At 72.7% G+C, this 19,578-nt stretch carries 15 protein-coding genes; 8 read left to right on the forward strand and 7 right to left on the reverse strand.

What is annotated here, in order from left to right; all coding sequences use genetic code 11:
• The first annotated feature begins 53 nt into the window (after positions 1–53).
• On the forward strand, positions 54–1,121 hold the full coding sequence (locus tag OG764_RS23315; protein ID WP_328970363.1) for a hypothetical protein: 1,068 nt from the start codon (positions 54–56) through the stop codon (positions 1,119–1,121).
• A gap of 532 nt (positions 1,122–1,653) precedes the next feature.
• On the opposite strand, the gene OG764_RS23320 is transcribed toward OG764_RS23315, so the two are convergent.
• A complete protein-coding gene (locus tag OG764_RS23320; protein ID WP_328970364.1) occupies positions 1,654–2,187 on the reverse strand; it encodes a DUF937 domain-containing protein in 534 nt (177 codons plus the stop codon).
• 255 nt (positions 2,188–2,442) lie between these two features.
• On the opposite strand from OG764_RS23320, the gene recD2 reads away from it, so the two are divergent.
• Together recD2 and OG764_RS23330 are read left to right on the forward strand one after the other, a co-directional pair.
• Positions 2,443–4,671 (forward strand): SF1B family DNA helicase RecD2, encoded by a 2,229-nt coding sequence (recD2, locus tag OG764_RS23325; protein WP_328970365.1) that lies wholly within the window; start codon positions 2,443–2,445, stop codon positions 4,669–4,671.
• A gap of 167 nt (positions 4,672–4,838) precedes the next feature.
• Positions 4,839–6,128, forward strand: a complete 1,290-nt coding sequence (locus OG764_RS23330) for a citrate synthase (RefSeq protein ID WP_328970366.1) — start codon at positions 4,839–4,841, stop codon at positions 6,126–6,128.
• Positions 6,129–6,534: 406 nt separating this feature from the next.
• Here OG764_RS23330 and OG764_RS23335 read toward each other — a convergent pair whose 3' ends face one another.
• On the reverse strand, positions 6,535–8,859 hold the full coding sequence (locus OG764_RS23335; protein WP_328970367.1) for a heavy metal translocating P-type ATPase: 2,325 nt from the start codon (positions 8,857–8,859) through the stop codon (positions 6,535–6,537).
• Between the two features lie 90 nt (positions 8,860–8,949).
• Positions 8,950–9,258: a heavy-metal-associated domain-containing protein gene (locus OG764_RS23340; RefSeq protein ID WP_328970368.1), complete on the reverse strand. Its 309-nt coding sequence runs from the start codon at positions 9,256–9,258 to the stop codon at positions 8,950–8,952.
• Positions 9,259–9,585: 327 nt separating this feature from the next.
• On the opposite strand from OG764_RS23340, the gene OG764_RS23345 reads away from it, so the two are divergent.
• Positions 9,586–10,077, forward strand: a complete 492-nt coding sequence (locus OG764_RS23345) for a cation:proton antiporter domain-containing protein (protein ID WP_328970369.1) — start codon at positions 9,586–9,588, stop codon at positions 10,075–10,077.
• Here the strand turns inward: OG764_RS23345 and OG764_RS23350 are convergent.
• A complete protein-coding gene (locus OG764_RS23350) occupies positions 10,055–10,837 on the reverse strand; it encodes a TetR/AcrR family transcriptional regulator (protein WP_328970370.1) in 783 nt (260 codons plus the stop codon). The two genes, OG764_RS23345 and OG764_RS23350, sit on opposite strands and share 23 nt — an antisense overlap.
• 141 nt (positions 10,838–10,978) lie before the next feature.
• Here OG764_RS23350 and OG764_RS23355 point away from each other — a divergent pair, with 141 nt between their 5' ends.
• Positions 10,979–13,201: an MMPL family transporter gene (locus OG764_RS23355; RefSeq protein WP_328970371.1), complete on the forward strand. Its 2,223-nt coding sequence runs from the start codon at positions 10,979–10,981 to the stop codon at positions 13,199–13,201.
• A gap of 12 nt (positions 13,202–13,213) precedes the next feature.
• On the opposite strand, the gene OG764_RS23360 is transcribed toward OG764_RS23355, so the two are convergent.
• From OG764_RS23360 to OG764_RS23370, 3 genes are all read right to left on the reverse strand, one after another.
• Positions 13,214–13,417, reverse strand: a complete 204-nt coding sequence (locus OG764_RS23360; protein WP_328970372.1) for a helix-turn-helix transcriptional regulator — start codon at positions 13,415–13,417, stop codon at positions 13,214–13,216.
• A gap of 349 nt (positions 13,418–13,766) precedes the next feature.
• The gene (locus OG764_RS23365) at positions 13,767–14,780 is read right to left on the reverse strand and encodes a Gfo/Idh/MocA family protein (RefSeq protein ID WP_443056022.1); all 1,014 of its coding nucleotides are present in this window, start codon (positions 14,778–14,780) and stop codon (positions 13,767–13,769) included.
• 61 nt (positions 14,781–14,841) lie between these two features.
• Positions 14,842–15,756: a sugar phosphate isomerase/epimerase family protein gene (locus OG764_RS23370; protein ID WP_328970373.1), complete on the reverse strand. Its 915-nt coding sequence runs from the start codon at positions 15,754–15,756 to the stop codon at positions 14,842–14,844.
• Positions 15,757–15,832: 76 nt separating this feature from the next.
• Here OG764_RS23370 and iolC point away from each other — a divergent pair, with 76 nt between their 5' ends.
• The 3 genes from iolC to iolD are packed head-to-tail and all read left to right on the forward strand — an operon-like array spanning position 15,833 to position 19,571.
• Positions 15,833–16,750, forward strand: a complete 918-nt coding sequence (iolC, locus tag OG764_RS23375; RefSeq protein WP_443056234.1) for a 5-dehydro-2-deoxygluconokinase — start codon at positions 15,833–15,835, stop codon at positions 16,748–16,750.
• Positions 16,741–17,580 carry a 5-deoxy-glucuronate isomerase gene (gene iolB, locus OG764_RS23380; RefSeq protein ID WP_328970375.1) on the forward strand — a complete coding sequence of 280 codons (840 nt, stop codon included), beginning with the start codon at positions 16,741–16,743 and terminating at the stop codon, positions 17,578–17,580. The genes iolC and iolB overlap by 10 nt, the downstream gene beginning before the upstream one ends.
• Positions 17,577–19,571: a 3D-(3,5/4)-trihydroxycyclohexane-1,2-dione acylhydrolase (decyclizing) gene (gene iolD / locus OG764_RS23385; protein WP_328970376.1), complete on the forward strand. Its 1,995-nt coding sequence runs from the start codon at positions 17,577–17,579 to the stop codon at positions 19,569–19,571. The genes iolB and iolD overlap by 4 nt, the downstream gene beginning before the upstream one ends.
• Positions 19,572–19,578 lie beyond the last annotated feature (7 nt).

The raw sequence follows: 19,578 nt of genomic DNA on the forward strand, positions 1-19,578 counted from the left end.
GAGCGTACCCGGTGACCGCGAACGCGCACCGGGCCGACGAACCAGGAGCGGAAATGGCCGACAGGACGGGCGGACCGGGCGGGGCCGGCACAGCTGGCGGGACGGGCAGCACCGGGGGCACGGGCGGTACCGGCAGTGCCGGCGGTACGGGCGGGGCCGGCAAGGCGGCGGGAGGCGGTACGGGAGACCAGTGGCGGGTCGACTTCGACGCGGAGGTGGTGTTCAGCAACGGCGGCGCGCTGCAGACGCAGGGCTTCCGCCTCGACATCCCCGGCGACGCCATCGGCGACGAGGAACTCGGCGAACTCCTGGTCCGCCACCTGGGCCTGCTGATGGTGGGCGCCACGAAGATCACGCGCAAGCGGCTGATCAGAGAACCCCACAAGGGCTCCCGCAACACCGCGGCGGGCCCGGCCCGCCCCCGCACCACCGACCTGACGTCCCCCACCACCAGAGCCACCTGGCCCCCCGCCGAACCACCGGCCACCGAGGCCGCGCTCCGGGGTGACGGGCCTGGGGATGATGGGCTTGGGGGTGATGGGCCTGGGGGTGACGAGCTCGGGGGTGACGGGCCTGGGGGTGACGGGCCTGGGGGTGACCGGGCTGAGGGTGACGAGCTTGGGGGTGACGAGCTTGGGGGTGACCGGCCTGGGGGTGACGGGCGTGAGGGTGACCAGCAGGGAGGTGACGGGTCCGGGGGTGGCGCGGGTCCGGGTGGCCGCCGGGCCGGCGGGGGGCCCGAGTTGGCGGACCTCGTGGACCTGCCCGTGGTGCTGGTCCGGCTGACGGGCGCGGCGGAGCCGGTCGCCGACCGGCTGGCCCTGGCGCCCTTCCGGCTCGCCGGACAGGCGGTCGTCATCGAGACGGGCCGGCCCGACGGGCCGTACCTCACCGAGGAGGCGGTCGCGCTGCTCGCGGGGCAGGGCGCCGTGCTCGTCGCCACGGACGGCACGTGCCGTACGGGGGCTGTCGCCGATGCGCTGGGCGTGGCCGGGGTGCCCCTGGTCACCGGGCTGACCGGTCTGGCCGCGCTGCCCGCCGAGGGCGCCCGCCTCCACGTGGTCCCCACCCCCAACCCCGCCTACACCCGGGTCTACGCCGTCACCCCACCCCCCAACTGACCCCAGCCCCACCACCGCCCGGTGGCCCAACCTCCCAGCCTCACCGGCCCCCTGGAGCACACCCCCCGGCTTCGCCGGTGCCCTGGGCATCAGCAGCCTCGCCAACGCCCTGAGGTGAACCTCGGCCTGAGCGGGGCACATCCAGCCTCGCCGGCGTTTGAGGCGCGGGGTCTGGGGCGGAGCCCCAGGACTGCAACCCGGCTGGCGCCGGGCACCGGGCTCCGCCCGGACCCGCGCCTCAAACGCCGGCGAGGCTGAAGGTTGCCCCTCAGGGCACCGGCGAGGCTGGAGTTGGTCCCTCAGGGCATCGGGGAGTGGGGGTCGCCCCTCAGGGCACCGGCGAGGCTGGAGTTGGTCCCTCAGGGCATCGGGGAGTGGGGGTCGCCCCTCAGGGCACCGGCGAGGCTGGGGATTGCCGCCAAGCCAAAGGGTTGCCCTCGGGCAGTCGGAGAGGCTGGAGGTGCGCCACAGTCAGCCGGCGGGGCCAGGCGGTGGCCGAGGCCGAAGTCCGCCGCAAACCCCGGCGGCGCCGCTACGGCTTCCTGGCGCCGCCGCCAAGGATCTGGCCCAGCAGATCACCGAGCCCACCGCCGCCGCCACCGGCGGCACCGGCACCGGCCCCACCGCCGGCCCCGCCGGCACCGGCGCCCCCCTTGCCGGCGGCCCGCTTCGCGAAGACCGCCATCAGCACCGGGATCAGCAGCTCGATCACCCGGGTGACGGCCGGCGCCGGGATGCCGGTCTTCTTGGACACCGCGTTGGCCACCGGCTTGCTCACCTTGGCGAGTACCCCCGCCATCAGCCCGCCGCCCAGCAGCCCGCCACCCAGCGTGGCCACGCCCTGGAGCGGCGGTTCGGACACCTCCGCGAACGCCTGGCGGACCTCGGCGCCTTCGTCGTCGTCCGCGCCCGCCTTCTCCTGGAGTCCGCCGGTGAGGGCGCCGACGGTCGTGCCGACCACGTTCCGGGCGCCGTCGTCGTCGGTGCCGAGGAGCCCGGCGATCTCGGTGAGCCGGTCGTCGCCGAGCTCTTGGAGCACGTCCTTCTCGAGGGAGTCATCGCTCATGGCTGAAACGCTACGTCTGTCCGGATTTGGCGGCACCTTGGGTCAAGGAAACATAAAAACGGAATCCGCCGTGCAACCGTCGGCCCCGGACGGCGGTCGTACTGTGCGTCGGCGCTTCCGGGAGGGATCCGGGGGGATCGGGAAGCCCGACGGGGGAGGGGAAACCGCGAGGGGGTTGCGGCCGCGAGGCCGGGACCCCCTCGATGTTTTCCACAGGCCGAACGGGCTGTCGGCGTACGGCGGTAACGTCTGGGCATGTCCAATCTGGCAGTGGTCGAAGGGGTGCTCGAGCGCATCACGTACGCCAACGAGGAGAACGGCTACACCGTCGCCCGGGTCGACACGGGGCGCGGGGCCGGCGATCTCCTCACGGTGGTCGGTGCCCTGCTCGGCGCGCAACCCGGTGAATCGCTGCGGATGGAGGGCCGCTGGGCCTCCCATCCGCAGTACGGCAAGCAGTTCACCGTGGAGAACTACACGACCCTGCTCCCGGCCACCGTCCAGGGCATCCGCCGCTACCTCGGCTCCGGCCTGATCAAGGGCATCGGGCCGCGGATCGCGGACCGGATCACCGACCACTTCGGGATCGACACGCTCGACGTGATCGAGCAGGAGCCGAAGCGGCTGATCGAGGTGCCCGGGCTCGGCCCCAAGCGGACCCGGATGATCGGGGCCGCCTGGGAGGAGCAGAAGGCCATCAAGGAGGTCATGGTCTTCCTCCAGGGTGTCGGCGTCTCCACCTCCATCGCGGTCCGCATCTACAAGAAGTACGGGGACGCCTCCATCTCCGTGGTGAAGAACCAGCCCTACCGGCTCGCCGCCGACGTGTGGGGCATCGGCTTCCTGACCGCCGACCGGATCGCCCAGGCCGTCGGGATCCCGCACGACAGCCCCGAGCGGGTGAAGGCCGGACTCCAGTACGCGCTGTCCCAGTCCACCGACCAGGGGCACTGCTTCCTGCCCGAGGACCGGCTGATCGCCGACGGGGTCAAGCTGCTCCAGGTGGACACCGGGCTGGTCATCGACTGCCTGGCCGAACTGGCGGGCGAGGACGAGGGCGTGGTCCGGGAGCAGGTCCCCGCGCCGGACGGCGGGCCGCCGCTCACCGCGGTCTACCTGGTGCCCTTCCACCGGGCGGAGCTCTCCCTGGCCGGCCAGGTGCGGCGGCTGCTGGGAGCCGAAGAAGACCGGATGTCCGGCTTCCGGGACGTCGACTGGGACAAGGCGCTGACCTGGCTGGCGGGGCGCACCGGCGCCCAGCTCGCCCCCGAGCAGCGCGACGCCGTCCGGCTGGCCCTGACCAGCAAGGTCGCCGTGCTCACCGGCGGGCCGGGCTGCGGCAAGTCGTTCACGGTGCGCTCGATCGTGGAGCTGGCCCGGGCGAAGAAGGCCAAGGTGGTGCTCGCCGCGCCCACCGGCCGGGCCGCCAAGCGGCTGGCCGAGCTGACCGGGGCCGAGGCCTCCACCGTGCACCGGCTGCTGGAGCTCAAGCCGGGCGGGGACGCGGCGTACGACCGGGACCGGCCGCTGGAGGCCGACCTGGTCGTGGTCGACGAGGCCTCGATGCTGGACCTGCTGCTGGCGAACAAGCTGGTCAAGGCGGTGGCGCCGGGGGCCCACCTGCTGCTCGTCGGGGACGTGGACCAGCTGCCCTCGGTGGGCGCCGGCGAGGTGCTCCGCGACCTGCTGGCCGACGGCGGCCCGGTGCCCGCCGTCCGGCTGACCCGGATCTTCCGGCAGGCCCAGCAGTCCGGTGTGGTCACCAACGCCCACCGGATCAACACCGGGCTGCCGCCGCTCACCGACGGACTGCCGGACTTCTTCCTCTTCGCCGAGGAGGACACCGAGGCGGCGGGCCGGCTCGCCGTGGACGTGGCCGCCCGCCGGATTCCGGCCAAGTTCGGGCTCGACCCGCGACGGGACATCCAGGTGCTCGCGCCCATGCACCGCGGCCCGGCCGGCGCCGGGAACCTGAACGGGCTGCTCCAGCAGGCCATCACCCCGGCCCGGCCGGACCTCCCCGAGAAGCGGTTCGGCGGCCGGGTCTTCCGGGTCGGCGACAAGGTCACCCAGATCCGCAACAACTACGAGAAGGGTGCCAACGGGGTCTTCAACGGCACGGTCGGCGTAGTGACCGCCCTGGACCCCGACGAGCAGCGGTTGACGGTGCGCACGGACGAAGACGAGGAGGTCACGTACGAGTTCGACGAGCTGGACGAGCTCGCGCACGCCTATGCCGTGACGATTCACCGTTCCCAGGGGAGTGAATACCCGGCGGTGGTGATCCCGATCACCACCGGAGCTTGGATGATGCTCCAGCGGAACCTTCTCTACACCGCTGTCACCAGGGCCAAGAAGCTGGTCGTCCTCGTCGGCTCGCGCAAGGCCCTGGGGCAGGCGGTGCGGACGGTTTCCGCAGGCAGGAGGTACACGGCCGTGGCCCCTAGGCTGTCCGGCCGTATACCGGTGGGAAACTTCACCTAGGGTTTCCGCTTTCGGGCCGGAGCGGGCAGGATGTGCAGGTTGGCGGCACTCAGTGCCGCCGCAGGGCCCAAAGTCCGACCCCGAGTGCACTCTCCTGCGCCAAATGGGGGAAGGTAGAGGCAGTCAGGGCACCTCGAAGAAGAGGCACTACGTCGGTGAGGGATGACGTGAGCGACAACTCTGTAGTACTGCGGTACGCGGACGGTGAATACACCTACCCGGTGGTCAACAGCACCGTCGGTGACAAGGGCTTCGACATCTCGAAGCTCCGGGCCCAGACCGGTCTGGTCACCCTGGACAGCGGCTACGGGAACACCGCTGCCTATAAATCCGCCATCACCTACCTCGACGGCGAGCAGGGCATCCTGCGGTACCGCGGGTACCCGATCGAGCAGCTGGCGGAGCGCTCGACCTTCATCGAGGTCGCGTACCTGCTGATCAACGGCGAGCTGCCGACCGTGGACCAGCTCGCGTCGTTCCGCAACGAGATCACCCAGCACACACTGCTGCACGAGGACGTCAAGCGCTTCTACGACGGCTTCCCGCGTGACGCGCACCCGATGGCGATGCTGTCCTCCGTGGTCAGCGCGCTGTCGACGTTCTACCAGGACAGCCACAACCCGTTCGACGACAAGCAGCGCCACCTGTCGACGATCCGGCTGCTGGCCAAGCTCCCGACCATCGCCGCGTACGCGTACAAGAAGTCGGTCGGCCACCCGGTGGTCTACCCGCGCAACGACCTCGGCTACGTCGAGAACTTCCTGCGCATGACGTTCTCCGTGCCGGCCCAGGAGTACGAGCTGGACCCGGTCGTGGTCTCGGCGCTCGACAAGCTGCTGATCCTGCACGCGGACCACGAGCAGAACTGCTCGACCTCCACGGTCCGCCTCGTCGGCTCCTCGCAGGCCAACATGTTCGCGTCGATCTCCGCGGGCATCAGCGCCCTGTGGGGTCCGCTGCACGGTGGCGCCAACCAGTCGGTCCTGGAGATGCTCGAAGGCATCAAGGCCAACGGCGGCGACGTCGACTCCTTCATCCGCAAGGTGAAGAACAAGGAGGACGGCGTCCGCCTGATGGGCTTCGGCCACCGCGTCTACAAGAGCTTCGACCCCCGGGCGAAGATCATCAAGGCGGCGGCGCACGATGTCCTCTCGGCGCTCGGCAAGTCCGACGAGCTGCTCGACATCGCGCTCAAGCTGGAAGAGCACGCGCTCTCCGACGAGTACTTCGTCTCGCGCAACCTCTACCCGAACGTGGACTTCTACACCGGTCTGATCTACCGGGCGATGGGCTTCCCCACCGAGATGTTCACCGTGCTCTTCGCGCTCGGCCGCCTTCCCGGCTGGATCGCCCAGTGGCACGAGATGATCAAGGAGCCGGGTTCCCGCATCGGTCGCCCGCGCCAGATCTACACCGGCGAGGTCCTGCGCGACTTCGTCCCGGTCGAGGCCCGCTGACCCGGACCCGCCCCAGGCAAGAGAAAAGCGCCCCGCCGTCGATCCCCCCACGGGTCGACGGACGGGGCGCTTTCCCTATCCCCGGTGCGGATTCCCCCCACGGGACCCGAGCCGGGTGTCTGGTGAGGAGCCGGTGGGCTCCACAGGGTGGTCTGCCGGGACCCGTACGCGTCGGGAGGGCCGCTCAAAGCTCCCCGCGAAGGCACGCGCCCCGGCCGGCAAACGCCCGGACGTCCCCCAAGACATCCGCAGAACGTCCCCCAAGACGTTCTTGGCATCGACTCATTAGACTCGCCCGACCCCCGGTTGGTTACGTTGTGATCTGTGTGATCTGTGTCTCTTGTGAAGGAATGGTGACGGCCATGCGAAGGCCGCCCCCCGCAGGAGGCGGCCAGGTGGCCCGCAGTCAGCGGAACGAGCGCAACCGGAGGCTGTTGCTCACGACGAAGACCGAGGAGAAGGCCATCGCGGCACCCGCGATCATCGGGTTGAGCAGCCCCGCCGCGGCCAGCGGCAGCGCCGCCACGTTGTAGCCGAACGCCCAGAACAGATTTCCCTTGATGGTGGCCAGGGTCCGGCGGGCCAGCCGGATCGCGTCGGCCGCCACCCGCAGGTCCCCGCGGACCAGCGTCAGGTCGCCGGCCTCGATGGCCGCGTCCGTGCCCGTGCCCATCGCGAGCCCGAGGTCCGCCTGGGCCAGAGCGGCGGCGTCGTTGACCCCGTCGCCGACCATCGCGACCGTACGGCCCTGCGCCTGCAGCCTCTTGACGACGTCCACCTTGTCCTGCGGCAGCACCTCCGCGATCACCTCGTCGATGCCCACCGCGCGGGCCACCGCCTCGGCCACGGCCTTGTTGTCGCCGGTCAGCAGCACCGGTTCGAGGCCGAGGGCGCGCAGCCGGGCCACCGCCTCCGCGCTGGTTTCCTTGACCGCGTCCGCCACCGTCAGGACGCCGCGTGCGGCGCCGTCCCAGGCCACCACGACCGCCGTACGCCCCTCGGCCTCGGCCGCCGCCTTGGCCGCGGCCAGCTCCGCCGGCAGCGGGATCGACCAGCCCGCCAGCAGCTGCTCCCGGCCCACCAGGACGGCGTGTCCTTCGACCACGCCCTGGACGCCGAGTCCGGCGACGTTCTCGAAGCTCTCCGGCACCGGCAGCGAACCGGCGCGCTCGGCCGCGCCCGCCGCGACGGCGCGGGCCACCGGGTGTTCGGAGGCGTGCTCCAAGGAGCCCGCCAGGCGCAGGAGTTCGCGCTCCTGGACGCCGTCCGCGGTGATCACGTCCTGGAGGGCCATCCGGCCGGTGGTGACCGTGCCGGTCTTGTCGAGGACCACGGTGTCCACCCGGCGGGTCGACTCCAGCACCTCCGGCCCCTTGATCAGGATGCCGAGCTGGGCGCCGCGGCCGGTGCCGACCATCAGGGCGGTCGGCGTGGCCAGGCCCAGCGCGCACGGGCAGGCGATGATCAGGACGGCCACGGCGGCGGTGAAGGCTGCCGTGGGATCGTCGGTGGCCAGCAGCCAGCCGACCCAGGTGGCGAGGGCCAGGACCAGCACCACGGGCACGAAGACCGAGGAGATCCGGTCGGCCAGCCGCTGTACCTCGGCCTTGCCGTTCTGGGCGTCCTCGACCAGTCGTGCCATCCGGGCCAGCTGGGTGTCCGCGCCGATCCGGGTGGCCTCGACCACGAGGCGGCCGGCCGTGTTGACGGTGGCGCCGGTGACGGTGTCGCCCACGGCGACGTCCACCGGCACCGATTCGCCGGTCAGCATCGAGGCGTCGACGGCGGAGCTGCCCTCGACGACCGTGCCGTCGGTGGCGATCTTCTCGCCGGGGCGGACCAGGAAGCGGTCGCCGACGGCCAGCTGCCCGACCGGGATCCGTACCTCGGCGCCGCCGCGCAGTACGGTCACGTCCTTGGCGCCCAGGTGCAGCAGGGCCTTGAGCGCGGCGCCCGCCTTCCGCTTGGAGCGGGCCTCCAGGTAGCGGCCGAGCAGGATGAAGGCGATGACGCCGGCCGCTACCTCCAGGTAGACGGTGGAGGCGCCGCCGGCCCGGGCGGCGGCATCTACCGCTCCGGGGGTGAAGTCGAAGCCGTGCCGCATGCCGGGCATGCCCGCATGCCCGAAGAACAGGGCCCACAGGGACCAGCCGAACGCGGCGAGGGTGCCCACCGACACCAGGGTGTCCATGGTGGCCGCGCCGTGCCGGGCGTTGGTCCAGGCGGCCCGGTGGAAGGGGTGGCCGCCCCATACGACGACGGGGGCGGCGAGGGTCAGCGACAGCCACTGCCAGTTGTCGAACTGGAGGGCGGGGACCATGGCGAGCAGCACCACGGGGGCGGCCAGCAGGGTCGAGACGATCAACCGGTGACGCAGTGCGGCGAGCTCCGGGTCGGGCACGTCGGCGGCCTCGGCGGGCCCCTGCGCCGCCGGGGCCGGGTCGGCCGCGGCGGGCTCCGGAACGGGCGGCGGGGGCGGCTCCTGGGCCGTGTAGCCGGTCTTGACCACGGTCGCGATGAGGTCGGCGACCTCGGTCCCGGCCGGGTAGGAGACCTTGGCCTTCTCGGTGGCGTAGTTCACCGTCGCGGTGACCCCCGCCATGCGGTTGAGCTTCTTCTCGATGCGGGCCGCGCAGGAGGCGCAGGTCATCCCGCCGATCGACAGCTCGACCTGCGAGGCCGGTGCCGGTTCCGCTGCTATCGGTGCTTCGTGCACGGTGCTGCTGCTCATGTCCGAGCTCCAGAGGGGAGGGCCGGACCGTACGGAACCAGTATCAGCTGGCCGGCGCGGTCCGGCGGGAATCGCCTGAAGAGGGAGGGGTCAGGCCTGGTCGGCGAGCTCGTAGCCCGCCTCGTCGACGGCGGCGCGTACGGCCTCCGCGTCGAGCGGGGCGGCGGAGACCACGGTGACCTCGCCGGTGGCGGCGACGGCCTTGACCGAGGTGACGCCGGGCAGCTCGGACAGCTCGGCGGTCACGGCCCCTTCGCAGTGGCCGCAGGTCATGCCGGTGACCCGGTAGACCGCGGTGACGGCGCCCACCTGGACGGTGGCCGCGCCGTCGTGGCAGGAGCCCGTGCTGGAGCAGCAGGAGGTGGCGGCGGGCTGCTGGGTGTCCGTCTCGGCGGTCATCTCGTTCTCCTCATCACGGCGTACGAAGTCGGTCGGCGGGTGGCGGCGCGTGGTCCGTGTCCCACCGATGACAACACTATACCCCTAGGGGGTATTTCTCGGCGCGAGGTGGCGAAGTGGGATCCGGGTCGGCGTCGGGTCGGTTCCGGCGGTGCCGCGCGCGTGCGCTCCGGGCACCTTCGAGTGAACAACCCTCGTGAACGGTATGTAAATGGCACCTATGCCGCACTCGGGGACGCTTGTGCTCATCGTGGCGATCGCGGCGCTCGCGCCCCTGCTCGGCCCGGTCATCGCCATGGCGGCGCGCGCGAGCCGGGGTGTTCGACGGTGGTCCTGGCCGCCTTCGCACTCGTCACGGCGGGGGCGGTGGTGGGGGCGCTGCGGCCCGAGCCGCCCTGCTTCGCCGACGTCATCGCCAAGACCCTGCACGGCAGCGGGCAGTTCGCGGTGCGCCCGGTCGTACTGCTGCTCGTGGCGATGCCGGGGCTCGCCGAGGTGCTGGATCTGGACATCCTGCTCGGCGCCTTCGCCGCCGGGATGTTCACCCGGCTGATCCTGACCGGCGCCGCGCCGGCGAGCGGCGAACTCGTGCCCTCCAAGGTCGAGGCGATGGGCTTCGGCTTCCTGGTGCCGCTGTCCTTCGTGGTCACCGCGCTGGGGGTCGAGGGCGGGATGCTCGACCCGGGGGAGGCGGCCGCGCCGGTCGGCGCCGGCCTGGTCTCCGTACTGGCCTTCCCGCTGCTCGCGCTCAAGTGCCGGGCGGTCGCGGGCCGCCGGGCCCGGCCCTCGGAACGGGTCAGCGGGCAGGAGACGTGGTGACCATCGGCTCGAGGTAGCGCAGGAGCACGGTCTTCATCTCGGCGACGTACGCGTCCCGCTCGGCGCCCTCGTGGGCCAGGATCACGTCGAGCCCGGACTTGAAGATGCCCAGGACCGTGATCGCGACGCGGGTCAACTGCTCGGGCGGGGTGTCGGGGGAGAAGGTCCGCACGATGTCCTCGATCCGGGTGACCAGGCCCGCGTGGAGCTGATCGTGCTCCTGCGTGATGCCGGGGATTCCGGAGCCGTGCATCAGGGCCCAGAAGGCCGGGTTCTCGCAGTTGAAGGCGATGACCGGGTCGATGACGGCGTCGATCAGGGCGGGCAGCGGCTGCCGCAGGTTCTCCGGGAGGAAGGCCCGGCCGTGGGTCGTGTGCGCCTGCTGGAGCAGGTGCCCGCCCAGCTCGATCGCGATGGCCTCCTTGTTCGGGAAGAACTGGTACAGCGTGCCCGGGGACACGCCGGCCTCGCGCGCGATGGCGTTGGTGCTCGCGCCGGCGTAGCCGTTCCGGCAGAACACGCCGGCCGCGGCCTCCAGGAGCTGGGCGATGCGGCGCTCGCCGCGGGCCTGCCTGCGGCGGGGCTTGGCGTCGTCCGCGGCGGTGGCGGCTTCGGCGGTGGCGCGGGCGGGTGCCGCGGTGTCGGGCGCGGGCGTGTCGTCGGAGGGCGCCGGTGCGTCGAGGGTCGCCGGGCCGGGTGCGCCCCGCCTCGGGGTCCGGCTCGCGCGCTTGCTGGTCTCCGGCTTCCTGGCCTCCGGCACGGCGATCCCCTCCCAGGGGTGATTGACAAACGCGAGAGGTCGCTCGCATTCTTGGGGGAACGCGAGCGATGTCTCGTGTTTGCCATTCTATGGCAATGGACGACCCGTTCCCACGGGTCACGGTGAAGGGGACACCGCCTCATGTCCGTAGTCAAGAACGCCGCTCCGGGGGGTGGCTGGACCCGGTTCGTCACCGCCCGGCCACGGCTTTCGCTGCTGCTCGCGCTGGTCGTCACCGCCCTCGCCGTGTTCGCCGGCAGCGGCGTGGCGGACCGGATGGGCAGCGGCGGCTGGCAGGACCCCGGCGCCGAATCCACGTACGCCACCGAGGCCCTGGAGCGCGAGTTCCCGGCCTCCCAGCCCAATCTGCTGCTGCTCGTGGACGCCGGACCACCGGGCGTGGACGACGCGGGCGTGGCCGCCGAGGCCGCGCGGCTCGCCGGCCGGCTCGCCGCCGAACCGGGCATCACCGGGGTCAGCTCCTACTGGCAGACCCGCTCGCCCGCGCTGCGCTCGGCCGACGGCCGGCAGGCGCTGATCGCCGCCCGCGTCACCGGAGACGAGAAGACGGCCTCCGAGGTCCTCGGCCGGATAGCCCCCTCCTACCGGGGCGCCCACGGGCCGGTGCGGGTCGGCCTCGGCGGCCCGGTGGCCGTGCAGCGCGCGATGACCAGCACCGTCCAGGAAGACCTGGTCCGCGCCGAACTGATCGCCCTGCCCGTCACCCTCGTCCTGCTCGTCCTGGTCTTCGGCAGCGCCGTCGCGGCCCTGCTGCCGCTCGCCGTCGGGATCGTCGCCGTGCTGGGGACCAATGCGGTGCTCCGCGGCCTCACCGAGGTCACCGACGTATCGGTGTTCGCGATGAACCTGACCACCGCACTCGGCCTCGGACTCGCCATCGACTACGCCCTGTTCATCGTGCGCCGGTTCCGCGAGGAACTAGACGCAGGCCGTGACCCGCGGGCGGCCGTCGGGGCCACGCTGCGCACGGCCGGCCGCACCGTCCTCTTCTCGGCGCTGACCGTCGCGGTCTCGCTCTCCGCGATGCTGCTCTTCCCGCAGTACTTCCTGCGCTCGTTCGCCTACGCCGGTGTCGCGGTGGTCCTGCTGGCCGCGGCGGCCGCACTGATCCTGCTGCCTGCCGCGCTGGTCCTGCTGGGCGAGCGGGTCAACTCCCTGGACCTGCGGGCGCTGTGGCGCCGCCGCCGGCCCGCCGGGCAGGCCCCCGCCGCCGAGCGGGGCGCGGGCTGGGCGCGGGTGGCGGTGCTGGTGATGCGCCGGGCACCGGTCTTCGCCATCGCCACCACGGCGGGACTGCTCCTGCTCGGACTCCCGTTCCTGGACGTCCGGTTCGGCACCCCCGACGACCGCCAGCTGCCGCGCACCGCCGAGTCCCATGTCGTACAGCAGCACATCCGGGAGGGCTTCCCGGGCAGTCCGGACGGCGAGCTGCGGATTCTGGCCGAAGGCGCGGCCACACCCGCCCAGTACGAGGAATACCGCGGCCGGATCGAGGGCCTGCCCGGCGTGGCCCGGGTGGCGGGCCCCGTGCGCTCGGGCGAGTACGCCGCGTTCTCCGTCCTCGCCGAGGGCGAGGCGGTGGGCCAGGGAGCCCAGCGGCTGGTCGGGACGGTCCGATCGGTCGACGCGCCCTTCGAGACGGCGGTGACCGGGCGGGCCGCCGTCCTGGTCGACTCCAAGGACGCCATCGCCGCCAAGCTTCCCTGGGCGGGCGCCCTCGTCGCGGGGTCCACCCTGCTGCTGGTCTTCCTGCTCACGGGCAGCCTGCTGATCCCGCTCCAGGCAGTGCTGCTCAATGCGCTGAGCCTGACCGCGATGTTCGGCGCCGTGGTGTGGGTGTTCCAGGACGGACACCTGTCCGGAATGCTGGGCTTCACCCCGACCGGGGACATAGAGACCACGCTGCCGGTACTGATGTTCTGCATCGCCTTCGGGCTCTCGATGGACTACGGGGTGTTCCTCATATCCCGGATCAAGGAGGAGTACGACCGGACCGGGGACCACGAGGGGGCCGTGCGCCTGGGCCTCAGCCGGACCGGAGGGCTGATCACCGCGGCGGCCGTGATCCTCGCGGTGGTGATGGTGGCCATCGGCACCTCGCGGGTCACCAACACCAAGATGCTGGGCCTGGGGATCGCCCTGGCGGTGCTGATGGACGCGATGGTGGTGCGCAGCCTGCTGGTGCCGGCGGTCATGAAGCTGACCGGCCGGGCCACCTGGTGGGCGCCGGGCCCGCTGCGCAGGCTGCACGACCGGTTCGGGTTCAGCGAGGGCGAGTCCGCCCCCGCGCAAGGGCAGGCGGCCGTGGCGGCGGCCGCCCCCGTCCCCGAGCGCGTCGGCTGAGGTGCGGGCCGGTCAGGCCTCCGACTGCCGCCCCCGGTTGCCCGGGCGCCGGGCCACCCAGTCCCGGATCGTGTCGGCGAGCCAGTAAGGCTTCCCCGCCTCGACATGGTCCGGGGGTGGCAGCAGGCCGTGCTTGCGGTACGACCGCACGGTGTCCGGCTGGACCCGGATGTGGGCGGCGATCTCCTTGTACGACCACAGCTTTCGGTCGGTCATCTGCGGTACCTCCTTGTCCGCGCCGCAGGGGGCGGCCGGGAGGCCGTCGGGGGAGCCGGGCACGGACGCTGACGATCACTCAGCCTGTGCCCGGAGAACGACAGTCGGTGACATGGGGGGAGGGGCTGTCGACGGGCTGTGACGGAAGACCCGCGTAATGCGGACATGCGTGACGTGACAGCGATCTCTGTGACGCAAGTGGCACAAGAGACACGGAGCCGGTGGCGGGCGCGAACGGGGCCGCCGCGTTGGATGGGTCGCCGGATCGGACGGTGCCGGGGCGGACCCCGGCGGGGTCGGCGGGGTCCGGCGGTACGTGAAGGGGGTGTGCGGGATGGGGGTGTCGGGATCAGGAGTAGAAGGCGGGCTTGGGGGCCAGTTCCACGGGTGCGCGCACCCCGGTGTGCTGGGCCCGCACGCCGGCCGCGCTGACGGCTGCGGCCGCGTATCCGTCCCAGGCGCTGGGCCCGGTCACCCGGCCCCGCCGGGTGGCCTCCACCCAGCGGCGGAGCTGGCGGTCGTAGGCGTCCGCGAAGCGCACCGTGTAGTCCTGGGTGATCGATCCGCCCCAGCGGCCCCCGGACTGCACGACCATGGCCTGGCCGTCGCCGATGCGGGCGCTCCCGGACTCGCAGACCGCCTCGCACTGCACCTGGTAGCCGAAACCGCAGTTGACGAAGATCTCGACGTCGACGATCGCGCCGCCCGCGGTCTCCAGCAGCACCAGTTGCGGATCGCGCAGGCCCTCGGGGGCGGCCGAGGAAGAGGCCGGGGAGAGCACCGACACCGCCGTGATCTCCTGCCCCAGCAGCCAGCGGGCCGCGTCCACCTCGTGCACCACCGAGTCGTTGACGAGCATCTCGGAGGTGAAGAAGGACGGCGAGGACGCGTTGCGGTGCCGGCAGTGCAGGAACAGCGGCCGGCCCAGCTCCCCGCCGTCCAGCAGCGCCTTCAGCTGCTCGTACTCGGCGTCGTACCGCCGCATGAAGCCGACCTGTACCCGCCGCCGGCCCAGCCGCTGTTCGGCCTCCATCACCCGCAGGGCACCCGCCGCGTCCGGGGTCAGCGGCTTCTCGCAGAGCACCGGGAGGTCCCGTTCCAAACACTCCAGCAGCGCCGCCTCGTGCGCCGGACCGGGGGAGGCGATCAGCACCGCGTCCACCCCGGGTGCGGCCAGCGCCGCGGCCGGGTCGGTGTGCGCGGTACAGGCGTCCAGGCCGGCCGCCACCTGCTTGACCCGGTCCCCGTCCGGGTCGGCGACGGCCACGACCCGGGCCCCGCTGATCATCCGGTCGATGCGCCGTACGTGGTCCGCGCCCATCCGGCCCGTGCCGATCACTGCGATTCCGAGCGTCCCGCTCACCGTTCCCCCTCCGCGTGGTGTCCTCACCGGCCCATCCTGCCCGCTGGCGCGGCCCGCCCCGTCAGCGCAGCCCGCACCCGTTCAGATAGGCGCGGGTACGGCGGGCGATGGGCAGCGGCTGCTCCGGCGGGCAGGGGTACATGTCCTGCTCCACGATCGCGAAGAGCTCGGTGCCCAGCCGCTGGGCGGCCGCCAGCACCGGGCCCAGCTCCGGCACGCCGGCCGGCGGCTCGCACATCACCCCGCGCGCCACCGCCGGACCGAACGGCACCCCGTCGGCCACCACTTCGGCCAGGACCCGCGGATCCACCTGCTTGAGGTGCAGATAGCCGAGCCGCTCCCCGTACGTCTCGATCAGCTCCACGCTGTCGCCGCCGCAGTAGGCGTAGTGCCCGGTGTCCAGGCACAGCGAGACCGCTTCGGGATCGGTGGCGTCCAGAAAGCGCGCCACGTGCTCCGGGGTGTCGATGTGGGTGTCAGCGTGCGGGTGCACCACGATCCGGAGCCCGTACCGCTCCTGGACCTCGCGCCCCAGGCGTTCGGTCTGGCGGGCCAGTTGCCGCCACTGGTCCGCGGTCAGCTCGCTGTCCTCGATCATCGCGCCGGTCTTGTCGTCCCGCCAGAACGAGGGAATGACCACGAGGTGGCGGGCTCCGGTCGACCGGGTCAGTGCGGCGATCCGCGACACGTGGTCCCAGGTCTCCTCCCAGACCGCCGGCCCGTGATGGAGTCCGGTGAAGACCGTTCCCGCCGACACCTTCAGCCCGCGCTTCGCGGTCTCCTCGGCCAGTCGCGCGGGATCGGTGGGCAGGTAGCCGTACGGGCCGAGTTCGATCCACTCGTATCCGGCGTCGGCCACCTCGTCGAGGAAACGCTCCCAGCCGGTCTGCCGGGGATCCTCGGGGAACCACACCCCCCAGGAGTCCGGAGCCGAGCCGAGTCGCATACGGGTCAACGCGGGCGGGGAGGAGGTCATACGGCCACCTTAGGCAGGAACACGCACGGAAAGCGGGAGGAATGCTGTGACCACCGATCCGTTTGAGCTGATCACGATGGGGCGGATCGGGGTGGATCTCTACCCACTCGAAACGGGGGTGCCGCTCGGCCGGGCGGACACCTTCGGAAAGTTCCTCGGGGGTTCACCCACGAACGTGGCCGTCGCGGCCGCCCGCCTCGGCCGGCGCACCGCCGTGGTCACCCGTACCGGCGCCGACCCCTTCGGCGCCTACCTGCGGGAAGAGCTGCGCGGGTTCGGGGTCGACGACCGCTGGGTGGCCGAGGTCCCCGCCTACCCGACCCCGGTCACCTTCTGCGAGATCTTCCCGCCGGACCGGTTCCCGCTGTACTTCTACCGCTTCCCCAAGGCACCCGACCTGGAGATCCACACCGCCGAACTCGACCTCGGGGCCCTGTCCGCCGCCCGGATCCTGTGGACCACCGGAACCGGCCTCAGCGCCGAGCCCAGCCGGTCCGCGACCCTGGCCGCGCTGGCCGCCCGCAACCGGTCCGGGATCACCGTCTTCGACCTCGACTGGCGCCCGATGCTGTGGGACGGCCCGCCGCACGCCGCCTACCGCGAGGCCCTCGCCCTGGCCACGGTCGCCGTCGGCAACACCGACGAGTGCGAGATCGCCACCGGCATCCGGGAGCCGTACGCGGCGGCCCGCGCGCTGCTGGCCGCAGGTGTGGAGCTCGCCGTGGTCAAGCGCGGCCCGGAAGGCGTCCTCGCCGTCCACCGGGACGGCACCACCGCCGAGGTGCCGCCGGTGCCCGTCGAGACCGTCAACGGGCTGGGTGCGGGCGACGCCTTCGGCGGCGCCCTCTGCCACGGCCTGCTCGCGGGCTGGGACCTGGAGCACGTGATGCGGTACGCGAATGCGGCCGGCGCCATCGTGGCCTCCCGGCTGGCCTGTTCCTCCGCCATGCCCTTCCCCGCCGAGGTCGACGAGGTGCTCGCATCGTGCCGGTGACCGCCGAACACCGACTGGACCACACCCGGCTGCGGATCCTCACCCTCGCACCGGGCGAGCGCCACGAGAGCGCGAGCGGACCGGCCGAGTGGATCCTGCTGCCCCTCGCCGGCTCCTGCCGGGTCACCGTCACCCCCGCCACCGGACCCGAGACCGTCCTCGAACTGCACGGAAGGGAGAGCGTCTTCACCGCCCTCACCGACTTCGCGTACCTCCCGCGCGGGGCCCGCTCCCGCGTGGAGTCGACGGCCGGCGGCCGCTTCGCGCTCGCCGGGGCGCCCTGTGCGCGCGAGCTGCCGGCCCGGTACGGGCCGGCAACCGGCGTGCCCGTGGAGCTGCGCGGCGCCGGCAGCTGCTCCCGGCAGGTCAACAACTTCGCCGCCGCCGACGTCTTCGACTGCGACCGGCTCATCGCCGTCGAGGTGCTCACCCCCGGCGGGAACTGGTCCTCGTACCCGCCGCACAAGCACGACGAGGACCGTCCCGGCGAGGAGTCCGCGCTGGAGGAGATCTACTACTACGAGATCGCCCCGCACGGGGACACCCCCGGCGTCGGCTACCAGCGGGTGACCCCCTCCCCGCGCGGGAAGACCGACGTGCTCGCCGAGGTCCGCACCGGTGACGCCGTGCTGATCCCGGACGGCTGGCACGGCCCCTCCATCGCCGCGCCCGGCCACGACATGTACTACCTCAACGTGATGGCCGGCCCCGGCGCGGCACGGGAGTGGCTCATCCGCGACCACCCCGACCACGGCTGGATCCGCGGCACCTGGCCCGACCAGCCCACCGACCCGCGACTGCCCCGCTACCGGGCACAGGAGGCCCGATGACCAGCCGCCCCACGGGACCCACCGATCCCACGGGACACACCGAGCCCACCAGCCCGCTCGGCCCCACCGACGTGACCGGCCTGACCGGCCCCACCGGTACCGGACCCGGCACCGCCGCCGGCGGCGGCCGGACGCGCAGGCTGACCGTCGCGCAGGCCCTGATCGCCTTCCTCGCCCGCCAGTACACCGAGCGCGACGGCCACCGGGCCCGCCTGATCGCCGCGACCTGGGGGATCTTCGGCCACGGCAACGTCGCCGGCATCGGCCAGGCCCTCCTGGAGACCGGCCCGCAGGCCATGCCCTTCCTCCAGGGCCGCAACGAACAGGCGATGGTGCACGCGGCGGTCGGATACGCCCGGCAGCGCGACCGGCTGTCCGCACACGCCGTCACCACCTCCATCGGCCCCGGCGCCACCAACCTGGTCACCGGCGCCGCCCTCGCCACCGTCAACCGGCTGCCGGTGCTCCTCCTGCCCGGCGACACCTTCGCCACCCGCCCCGCCGACCCGGTGCTCCAGCAACTGGAGGTCCCCTACGCGGGGGACCTCTCCGTCAACGACACCCTGCGCCCGGTCTCCCGCTACTTCGACCGCATCACCCGCCCCGAGGCGCTGATCCCCGCCGCCCTCCAGGCCATGCGGGTGCTCACCGACCCGGTGCAGACCGGGGCCGTGACCCTCGCCCTGCCCCAGGACGTCCAGGCCGAGGCCCACGACTGGCCGGAGGAGTTCTTCACCGAGCGGGTGTGGACCGTGCGCCGCCCGCACCCCGACCCCGCCGAGCTCGCCGCGGCCGTCCGGGCCGTCCGTACCGCCCGGCGGCCCCTGATCATCGCGGGCGGCGGCATCCGGCACAGTGCGGCCGGCGCCGCCCTCGGCGCGTTCGCCGAGGCCACCGGCATCCCGGTGGCCACCACCCAGGCCGGTAAGGGCGCGCTGCGCCACGACCACCCCGCCGAGGTCGGCGCGGTCGGCCACACCGGCACCGCGGCCGCCGCCGACCTGGCCCGCGAGGCCGACCTGGTGATCGCCGCCGGCACCCGGCTCACCGACTTCACGACCGCCTCCGGCACCCTGTTCCAGGACCCCGCGGTCCGCTTCCTCGGCCTGAACCTCGACCCCTTCGACGCCCACAAGCAGGCCGCGCTGCCCCTGGTCGGCGACGCCCGCGCCTGCCTCGACGCGCTGCGCGGGGAACTGGCCGGACACCGGGTCGCGCCCGCGTACGAGCGGACGTACCGCGCCGCCAAGCGGTTCTGGGAGTCCCTCGTCGACGAGGCCTGCCGCGCCCCGGACGAGTCGGCCCGCCCCACCCAGGCCCAGCTGATCGGAGCCCTCGACGCCGTCGTCGGCGACGAGGACGTCCTCGTCAACGCGGCCGGTTCGCTGCCCGGCGACCTCCACAAGCTGTGGCGGGCCCGCTCCCCGCACCAGTACCACGTGGAGTACGGCTACTCCTGCATGGGATACGAGATTCCGGCGGCCCTCGGAGTGGCCCTTGCCGACCCCGGCCGGCCGGTGTGGGCCCTGGTCGGCGACGGCTCGTACCTGATGAACCCGACCGAGCTCGTCACCGCCGTGCAGGAGCGGATCCCCCTCAAAGTGGTGATCGTGGACAACCATGGGTACGCCTCCATCGGGGGGCTTTCCGAGGCCGTGGGCGGGGAGCGGCTGGGCACCGGGTTCAGCTACCCGGACCGGCCGGCGGGCTCCCCGGAGGTGGACCTCGCGGCCAACGCGGCCTCCCTCGGGATGGCCGTCATCCGCGCCCACACCGTCCGTGACCTGCGAGAAGCCCTCGCATCGGCCCGGGTGGCGGACCGCCCCACATGTGTCTACGTGGAGACCGAAACGGCCGACACAGTGTCGGGCCCGCCCCCCGCACAGGCGTGGTGGGATGTGCCTGTGGCCGCGACCGCGACCCGCACGTCAGCGATCAAGGCCCGCGAAGAGTACGACCGGCAAGCCGCAGCGCGACGTCGCCATCTGTGAAGGAGTA

The sequence above is a fragment of the Streptomyces sp. NBC_00239 genome (assembly GCF_036194065.1).
Taxonomy (GTDB): domain Bacteria; phylum Actinomycetota; class Actinomycetes; order Streptomycetales; family Streptomycetaceae; genus Streptomyces.